6 protein-coding genes are annotated in these 7,980 nt (G+C 48.3%); all 6 read right to left on the bottom strand.

The genetic code is table 11. From position 1 onward, the window contains the following. Positions 1-448: 448 nt before the first annotated feature. The gene (locus HZU72_RS18515) at positions 449-649 is read right to left on the bottom strand and encodes a hypothetical protein (RefSeq protein WP_092490835.1); all 201 of its coding nucleotides are present in this window, start codon (positions 647-649) and stop codon (positions 449-451) included. 513 nt (positions 650-1,162) lie between these two features. Then, positions 1,163-1,579 carry a DUF1198 family protein gene (locus HZU72_RS18510; RefSeq protein ID WP_180094784.1) on the bottom strand — a complete coding sequence of 139 codons (417 nt, stop codon included), beginning with the start codon at positions 1,577-1,579 and terminating at the stop codon, positions 1,163-1,165. A 543-nt stretch (positions 1,580-2,122) separates the two neighbouring features. Beyond that, the gene (locus HZU72_RS18505) at positions 2,123-3,121 is read right to left on the bottom strand and encodes a hypothetical protein (RefSeq protein ID WP_180094782.1); all 999 of its coding nucleotides are present in this window, start codon (positions 3,119-3,121) and stop codon (positions 2,123-2,125) included. A 213-nt stretch (positions 3,122-3,334) separates the two neighbouring features. Next, positions 3,335-4,147, bottom strand: coding sequence for a S1 family peptidase (locus tag HZU72_RS18500; RefSeq protein ID WP_180094780.1), 813 nt, complete (start codon positions 4,145-4,147; stop codon positions 3,335-3,337). A gap of 224 nt (positions 4,148-4,371) precedes the next feature. Next, positions 4,372-6,045, bottom strand: coding sequence for a UvrD-helicase domain-containing protein (locus HZU72_RS18495; RefSeq protein ID WP_180094778.1), 1,674 nt, complete (start codon positions 6,043-6,045; stop codon positions 4,372-4,374). Further along, positions 6,042-7,970: an ATP-dependent nuclease gene (locus tag HZU72_RS18490; protein WP_180094776.1), complete on the bottom strand. Its 1,929-nt coding sequence runs from the start codon at positions 7,968-7,970 to the stop codon at positions 6,042-6,044. The genes HZU72_RS18495 and HZU72_RS18490 overlap by 4 nt, the downstream gene beginning before the upstream one ends. Positions 7,971-7,980 lie beyond the last annotated feature (10 nt).

Genomic DNA, 7,980 nt, shown 5'->3' with positions numbered 1-7,980 from the left:
GGGCGAATTCCACACCCAACGTCGAAGAGCCGAAAATGATCTGCCATACCACAACGAGGTCAGTGACAGCTAAGACGGTGATCAAAGCGTTTGACGAGTTTTAAGTGCGCAAAAAACTGTATTCTCACTTTGTAGTGCTCGATAACGCCAGGATACACCTTTCAGGCAAAAAGTCGTTGAGTGAATGCACACCGTTTGCATATGTTCGACCTACTCGCCAGAGTTGAATCCTGAGTGAGATATTGAGTCGTCAGATGAGGTATGTAAAGCCACTGTTAAGCGCTTTCCTCTCATGTGATCGCATCTGTGATGAGATACACCGGCCATTGAGTAGCTATGGAACTGATCATGCAATTAACGTTGAATGAGCGCTTGCTAGGACAGTATTTATTTTGGGGGCAAGCGATTCAAAAGCCAGTGAAACGCCAAGGAATGAAGTGGCGGTTTATCAAGGTCCTCTCGAAACTGGTTCCAGATCATGACTAACGAAACAATTATTAAACTCATTAGCATAGCTATAAGCCCCCATTTGTTCATCACTTATTTCTCCGTCTTGCGCTGCCTTTATATAATTTCGAGAAACCTGCAGGCCATTTTTTTCGGCAGCGCTCATATCAAGCGCCTCGATATCGTCATCCCATTCGTGCATGCTTAAGACCTCTCAGGTAATTTAACAAACTTTTTCATGCGCATGCGAGTTTTATCTGGGAAGCCCTACCTTGCCAAAAATCATCTAATCCACTGATATAAATGGGGTAAACACCATTTCCTGCTAGTAAGGCTCGTTAGAAAAATGCGCATGCACTTCAACATTATCACCCGCCTCTGAAAATTGCGCATAAGCATAAAACTCTGATCATAAGCAATTTTTTATATGTATTTGCAAGATTATCCTCTGGCAATACAAGCCTTCACGTTACAGCCCTCCCCTCTGCTTTACCGATCAAGTGAAGCAGAGGGAGTTTTTCTTCACGAAAATAGACCTTTACTCAGCCCTGAAAGGGATGGCTTGATCAGCCAGCAAACTTCCCTTTAGAAGGCAAGAATCGGCCAGGAGCGGTCTTTTAGGTGTCACTGATGTAGCGCTTAAACGCCACTAGCATGCGCGGCTTTGCAGTGAAGGCAAAGCCGCAACGGAAATGCGTCGCCGTGCCTAGCCTTGTTAGCTGATACTATTGTAAACGCCAATAAAGTTATCAATTTGGCTTCTATCAGCTCCCGAATCTTTCAAATATGCGAATGCGGCTTCGGCTTTTGAATACTCCATTTTTGGATCTATATTATTCTCAATAAGCTTAGACTTCCACCATTTTATATTTTGCTCGGAGTCGTTTTTCATTATCTGGTAGACAACAAATGTGTAAACTCCGCAATTATCCTTATCACCCCAATTTACGATATTCTGTACAAATAACCGCCCGCGCTCTGGCCCCATTGCAGACAACATATTGTCGACAAACTGTCGCTTTATTCCTAGAGACAAAGCAATAATATTTGCAGCTTTTCTAGGCTTTGCAGTTGTTAACTTGTAACCGAAAAAGAGCACAACCACTACTCCAATTAAAATATACCAAGTCATTTAATTACTCCTTTTATTGAAACTATTCAGCAAGCCAACGCCTTGGTTTAGCGCAGCTCATGTAGCGCAGCGAAATGGGCGTCCGGTGTAGGGCCGGAGGCCCGGAACGTACTACAACAACTTGTTAAATTTTCATGCGGTGACAATGGAATAAGCGCCATAAACTACCAACAAAATGCCTATGATCGACATAAGGTTACCGGGAAGATTGTTGAACCGCTGCATTTCCCAACCTCGCACCGTTGACCCATGAGGTGTCTCTCGTTCATATGGAGCTTTGCGATGGCTAGCCCATTCACCGAGACCTATGAAGAAAAGACCTGCGAAAAGTGGCAGCACGGAAGAATTGCTGAAGGCCTTTACTGGGATAAAGAGTGACCCCAGAGTGGCTAGCCCCCCAATCCAAACCAGCAGCTTGTACCACTGATCTAGTGCGAGAGATTTGAGTGCCTGGGTAAGATCCATGTTTCCTTCCAAACTTAACGCCCGCATTTGCGGTTGGTTTGCAGCGCAGCGGAAAACCAATCCGACAATATGCGCTTGTTATACGGACTTAACTGCATCAATTAATCCGTCTCCGAGCTTTACAAGGCAGTTTAGCAGTGAATCTACATCACTATTTTTAATAACAACCCTTTGCCCGACCGCATAAGATCCATCGTTTGACTTTTCGGTATATCGAGAATCCACGATGCCGTCATTGTGCGCCAACAAATGCCTCTTCTGAAATAGAGTATTAAGTGAGGCAAGCTCTTGATGACTCAGCCAATCACCGTACCCATAATTAATAGCCTCTTTCCAAAGCCGGCTGCCCTGATCTAAACGCTGAAAGGCATTAAACGGCGGCTCATCATATTTTGAATAAAGACCCTCACAATATTTTTGAAACGCAGTGACGCCATCTAAAATACAACTTTCTAGTATAGAACGACATGTAACTTCAGCCTCATCCAATCCGGCAACATCCGTTAATGCTTTTTTAATGACTTCAATATTTTCTTTCTTGCTTCTTATTTTACGGATAGCGTCAGAGTAATTTTGAGTGACTGAGTTTTCTCCACAGCATGGGCAAAAGAAGGCATTTCCAATTACTGAGAAGTGCGCAGTGCAGCTCTCACACTCAATTTCGAGTTCCATTTCGTCAACTGCCTCTGCTGGCAGCGCATAAGTGCTTTTCTTTCCACCAGAAACTTTCATAGACACTGACAGAAACTTATACTTACTTTGTTTCCTATTAAATTTATCAGCGCCAGATACCAATGCATTATGAATGGTATTTTCAACAACTCTCTTTGCCTCACTAAGGCTATGCTCAACTTGTGCTTTCGTGAACCACTGATCTGCCGGAGCTTGATGTCTACATAATGGACACCAAACGGCTTCGTCTTTGAATAGGTTAGACCAGTCTTCATGTCCAACTTTGAATAAGAATTCACAGTCCTCATATGGGCACTGTTTATCAATAAATCCTTTTTTGTCCTTTTCTATAGGAATAGAAACTGAAGTTAAGCCTTTTAAGGCCTTGCTTAAATCTTCAAACATTTATCACTCCTTTCTATTCCGTATAACGCAGAGCTTTGCGGCAATTTTGGAGCCGCGAAGCGGTGTAAAATTTTCTGGCAACAGCGTATTGTTAGGCTTGAGTGCAATCATTCGCTTTGAACCAAGTAAGCCATCTCCGCGTCAGAAAGGGTCAGTGTAATATCTCTACCTTGGCCCGCCTTAAACTTACCCTTTACCCGAACCAGTCCAAGCTCAATCCCTTCCAATATTCCCTGAATGCTCCGCCCCCCATATTTCATGTGGTAGGCCTTCGACTGAGAGCCTCATAGCATCCCAGACAAGTGTCACGTAAGTTGGTCCTCCATCAAATGACGATGACACAATGCCAACTATTCGTCCGTCTTCATTAAATACAGGGCCTCCACTCATTCCTCCTAAAGACTCCATATCAATCTCAATACAAGAAGAAGGCATTCTTTCCCCCCTTCCATGGGGGAATACGTTAGTAACCAAACCAGAGGTGACGAGTGGAGATACCAAAGCTGCATCTTCATCAAAGGCGCCATGACGATACCCAACAGCCCATAACCTAGAGCCCGGTAATGGAAGACATAATTCTAACGGAACTAGGGACTGCGGGTGTGCTAGGTGAGCATCTGAATGAAGATCACAAGATAATATCGTAAGGTCAGAAACTATCTTGCATTCTGGGTCATCGGGTCGATATTTGCTGGGGCCTGAACAAGTGACAATTCCAGTTGGGAGCCAAGCACGCGCTTTATTATCGGGCAAAAATGAAAGCAAGACAGGGCCTGACCCAGTTTTAGGAAACTCATCAAAGACATGAGATGCTGTTAACACCATGCCTGGACCGATCATTATTCCACTACCTATCGAAGTAAGCTTGTCGTCAAAATAACCAGCTATGCATACGATAGCATCACTCGCTTGGTGCAAACTATCAAGTGACCCCAAGCCATCATCAGCAGTGAAAGCCGGACGCCCCCAATTCAGCTTAACGTTAGACAAATCTTTATTTTTCTGGGTAATTTCTACTCTATGCACAAATTTTCGCTTTCAATATGTATTCGTTTTTTCGCCGATGCTTATCGGCAGCCTAACGCCCGCCTAAACAGAAAACTGACATTCGTCACCGCTAATTTTCATTGCTTCACATGCCTTCACCCAACCGCGGAAGGAGCTGGAAAAAAGAATCTTGGGTGTCGGCTGTCGACAGATGCACCAAACCCCAGAATATCCCTTGGCTCCAAGGTCGTTCTGATTTCCTATTACTCCTTTTTCAAAAACGGCATGACATAGCCAAAGTATTCGTTTTGAGCTGTGCGTTGCACATCCCAGCGCCTCGAATGCCCGACTGGGCGCTCCCGTTGATTGGCATGCGTGAGGACCAAGCGATTCTTGGCACGAGAAACTCCCACAAAATAGGCGCATCGGTTTTCATCCTGATCACCAAAGAAAATTTCGTTTTCGACGGCCATCATGATGACCGAATCGAATTCAAGACCCTTGCTCTTGTGGATGGTCAAGATTCGTACTGCTTGGTCATCTGAGAACCGCTCAAGAGCCTTTGGTAAGTCAGACTCCAGCTTCAGCAATTCCTCGATTCTGGCCTTGGTATCGCGAACCACCTCCTTCAACCGGTCGCGTGACTCGTAGTCTGGGGAGAGCGCGACCAGCGTTTCGATACTGACTTGCTTCAGAAATGCTCGAACCAACTCCCACCAGCCTGAGTAGTGATCATCGACAAGCTTGGATCTGGCTATCTCTTTTCGTTGCTGCTTGACGAGTCGATCAAGGTCCTTACGCGCGTTCGACTGAATCTCCTCATCAGCAAAAGGGATGAGTTGATTCATGAGTCGAATCCAGGCTTTTGGCTCGCGTTGGCCATAGAGGCAGGAGAGATAGTCCACGATCAAACGTGCAGCCGGCTCGACCGTGATGTCCTGCATCTGCTGCTCGTTACGGAACGGGAGACTGCGTGCCTCCAACGCCGCCATCAGATGATCGGCGTACAGGTCGAGCTGATTACGAACCAGGACTGCAATCTCCGCAGGTGGTAACTTCTCGGTCTTTATCCAGCTTTCAATCAAGCCTGCGAGGTACTCAGCCTCCTGACGACTATCTTCGAAGCGCCAAGCGAATACCTCGCCTTCGTCGCCGGCAAGCTGCTCATCCGGCATGACAGAAAGTGGGTCAAGCTTGCGAATGATTTCATTTTGCAGACGAAGCAGTCGCGGCTTTGAACGAAAGTTACGGTACATATTGAGCGGGGCGGCGGCAAAGTCGAGAACGAAAGTCGGAAAGGTGCCGTCCATGGCACCTGCCCATCCCATGATTTTCTGTTTAGTGTCGCCCACGGCAGTTAAGCGAATGCTCGTGCCTTGAAAGGCGAGCTTGATTAACTCGTACTGCAGGTTGGTGCAGTCCTGGAATTCGTCGAGGAATACGTCGCTGTAGGTTTGACGGATGGCGTTTCGCGCGACTATAGACTGCTGCAGAATCTTGATCGCAAACGGCACAAGATCGGAAAATTCGATCAAGGTCCGTGATGGGTTAGGCTTTCTATCCGCAATTTTGTATCCTGCATCTAGCGCATATTCGCCCGTCAGCACAGGGCGGAAACGATCAATAATTCGCTTAGCGAAAGCATGAAAGGTATAGCTGTCAAACCTCGTGGCAAGCTCAGAACCACAGCGCCGCTTGACCCGCTCTTTCAGGTTACTACTAGCATCAACCTTAAACGAGATGGCCAGAATCCGCTTTGGATAACGACATGTGCCTGTGCGAAGTAAAAAGTCTGCCCGTTGCGCAAGCATTTCGGTCTTGCCAGCTCCAGGGCCTGCTGTCAGCGCGAGACTGCACGTGCGCTCCTTAGCTGTCCGCAATGCATTCGGTTCAAGAGTCAACCCATCCGCAGGCTTCCAGGCATCGACTGCAATCACTCCGGCAACCCCGCTAGTTTGGCGATGACGGCATCGGCCAAACGTTCGAATGATTCGGGGATATTCGCGAGCAGGTCAGCATCGCTGAGATTGGCAAGCGCATCAATGTGCGCAGCCGGCTTGCTTCCTAGCTTGAAGCTGCGGTGATAAGTGCTGAACAGCTGCTGTTCGTCCTCGCTGTATTGGCTTGTATCCTGATGGCTCTTGCCGAGGACAGCCTTGATCGTTGACTCGTCGGGCGTTTCTTTCTCGGCACCGTAAGCAGCCGGGTAGGCCAGCAGCATGGAAAAATCGAGATCCATGGGCGCCGAGAAAAACACTCCACGATTCTCCAGCTCAAGGAATACGCTTTTCTTGCCTTCAACAAAATAGTGATTTGTTCGGACTGGTGTTTCGACTGCATCCCATTTAGGTAGAGGCCAATCACCAGGAAGCGCTTTTGTCGGCTCAAACTTCACGAGTTGATCATTCACGTATTTGATCCGTCCCCAGCCGGCGGCATAACGAGCCACATCAAGATCCAACAGTGTCAAATACGGAATCTGCAGTGCAGATAGCAGCCGCCAAAAGTGATTGACGTGACGCCCCCCCAAGGGCGCTATCGAAACTGCCGACTCATCAACCGGAGCCCCTTTGGCCTGAAGTAGCCGTGGCAACACGATTTCTTCACTGTCACCCTCTCCCAGAACCACCAAGCGGGAGAAATAGACTTCAGGAAAGGCCTGTACGGCCTCACGCACAAATTTGTGAGCTTCATCAGTAGCATCAGGCAACTGAATGTGCATGACGCGCGATGTTCGCTTCTGGGTCAACCGCAGATAGCGGATACTTTCCGGGGCGACTCGCCGCAGCATAGACGGTGCATGGGTGGCGATCAGCGCTTGTGCGTCCCCTTTGCCTGTCATTCCATTAAGGGCATTCACGATCCGTCCGAGGTAGTGGGGCGAGAGGCTGTTTTCTGGCTCTTCAACCGACACCAGCGTAAACACGGGCGGGCGCAACTTTTCTGCGTCGAAAGAATCGTCATCTTCAGCTAGGACAGCGCGACCAATGGCTTGCGAGGACAGCACGAGGGACAGATACAGCATCGATTTCTGACCATCGCTCAGTCGCGAGAAGTCCACCAGCTGCCCGTCATGGCCCGGCGTGAATGACAATGACATGTGTCGCAACAAGGCTTCAATCTCGGACGAAGCAAATGTGAGCTTGGGGTCGACAAAGAAGCTTCCCTTATGCAAAGCACTCCATGCCGATTTCAAGCTTGTGCTGAACGCATTGATTGATTGATTCGCCGTCAAGCTTTCGCTGATTTGGTCGGTCAAACCCTTGATAACAGTTCGTTCTGCATCCCAGTTCACGGCACGCAGCATACGTCCCAGTAGTGCATTGGCGCCATAGCCAATGTGATCGGCAGGATCACGGCGTGCGGGCAGGTAGTGAACGTGTATATGGTTGCGTTCAGATCGGGGAACTTGAGCTGTGCTCAGCGGTGAGCCATCTGCATTGATGTCCAGCACATAGGCCATGCTTTCTTCTATATCTCCATCCAAGCCCATGGTGGCAGTGAGCCTGAAACGCACTCGCGGTGTGCCGTCGATTTCGTCAAGGCGCATGTGGCCGAAATGAGGAGCTACCGTGCTGTTGTCGTCGTCATCGTCGCCGAGTTCCGGAAACAAAAAGTCGGCCTCGATCCATAGCTGACGCTCATCAGGCGGTTCTGCTTCGTTGAATGGAACGTGAAAATCCGAGCGCAAGATCCGGCGTAGTGATGGCTCAAAAGCAAACAGACGGCACAAGGCTTGGAGTGCTGCTGTCTTGCCCGAGCCGTTAGGGCCGATGAGATAAGTAATCTCCTCCAGCCTGATCTCGGTGGGCGCCGCTCCGAATGATTGGAAGCTTGAGAGCCGGATCGTTTGTAGCTTCACTGAATGTATT

The sequence above is a fragment of the Vreelandella sedimenti genome, assembly GCF_013416325.1.
In the GTDB taxonomy this organism is placed as follows: Bacteria; Pseudomonadota; Gammaproteobacteria; order Pseudomonadales; family Halomonadaceae; genus Vreelandella; species Vreelandella sedimenti.
This window is presented reverse-complemented; position numbering and strand designations above follow the sequence as displayed.

Coding starts and splice junctions, on each gene's coding strand:
- HZU72_RS18515 (WP_092490835.1), bottom strand. CDS start 649: ATGCACGAATGGGATGACGATATCGAGGCGCTTGATATGAGCGCTGCC.
- HZU72_RS18510 (WP_180094784.1), bottom strand. CDS start 1,579: ATGACTTGGTATATTTTAATTGGAGTAGTGGTTGTGCTCTTTTTCGGT.
- HZU72_RS18505 (WP_180094782.1), bottom strand. CDS start 3,121: ATGTTTGAAGATTTAAGCAAGGCCTTAAAAGGCTTAACTTCAGTTTCT.